This is a genomic window from Citrobacter sp. TBCS-14 (assembly GCF_005280805.1).
In the GTDB taxonomy this organism is placed as follows: Bacteria; Pseudomonadota; Gammaproteobacteria; order Enterobacterales; family Enterobacteriaceae; genus Citrobacter; species Citrobacter gillenii.
Genome location: NZ_SZWM01001337.1, coordinates 1 through 833, shown reverse-complemented (window position 1 = coordinate 833; position 833 = coordinate 1). Strand labels below are relative to the sequence as shown.

At 31.8% G+C, this 833-nt stretch carries 2 protein-coding genes; both read right to left on the bottom strand.

The window, feature by feature from the left end:
- Positions 1 to 239: hypothetical protein (locus tag FDX22_RS27715; RefSeq protein WP_222592578.1), on the bottom strand; the 239-nt coding region annotated here is incomplete at its 3' end.
- 56 nt (positions 240 to 295) lie between these two features.
- Positions 296 to 553 carry a hypothetical protein gene (locus FDX22_RS27710; protein ID WP_197064473.1) on the bottom strand — a complete coding sequence of 86 codons (258 nt, stop codon included), beginning with the start codon at positions 551 to 553 and terminating at the stop codon, positions 296 to 298.
- Positions 554 to 833 lie beyond the last annotated feature (280 nt).

Below are 833 nucleotides of genomic sequence, written 5' to 3'. Positions count from 1 at the left end.
AAGTTATAAAACTTAAATTTAGGTTCAATAACTTCATAACCGTTAATGACAGCTTCAACCATTTTCAATTGCTCGTAACACTCAAAAGCACTACTTGGACATTTATCGCCGCCTATCCAATTGTATCCATAACCAAAACGAGTGATGTGACAAAGCGCTCGTTTTTTGTTTATTTCATCTTCAAGGTTTCCAAAAGTTTCAAGATAATCAGCTTGTTTTTGCGTTAATTTGACTACCATTTGTTAGTTCTCCTTTATTTCTATATATACTATTATACCAAAATTAATTATCGTTGTCAAATATTAGATGATATTTTTTTATTTATTTCTACTTTTAATTGTAATGCCCTAATCAATGCACGCTTAGAATAATCATTTTCGCAAGCTGCATGCAATTTTTTCGACTGTCTGACTAGAAATTCAGCACGTCCAAGCCATACTTTGAAAAGTTCGTCATTATGCCATTCTGCTTTTACCATTTCATCTAATGCACGATATAACCAACCGTACACTTCAGCGTGTAAAATAATAGCTTTGTTCTTGTAGTCGTTCATTGAGTTCATTTTTTGCTCTCTCTATTAATTTAAAGTCATCACTGTATAAAACAGGTTTTGAATATTGTTCATTCATGTTAAACCTTGAATAATAGTCATAGAAGTATTCATTTACTTTTTCATGGTAATAAACAACGTATTTTTTATCACTCATTTTCTGTTACTTTTCCTTTCTCTTTAGCTAAGTCTAAGAAAGCCTGTGCCGATTCTTTCGTCGTTTCGATTGGAGTTTCAGCCTTTACTTTTTCCACTAGTTCGCTATCTGGTTCTTTTTTTGATT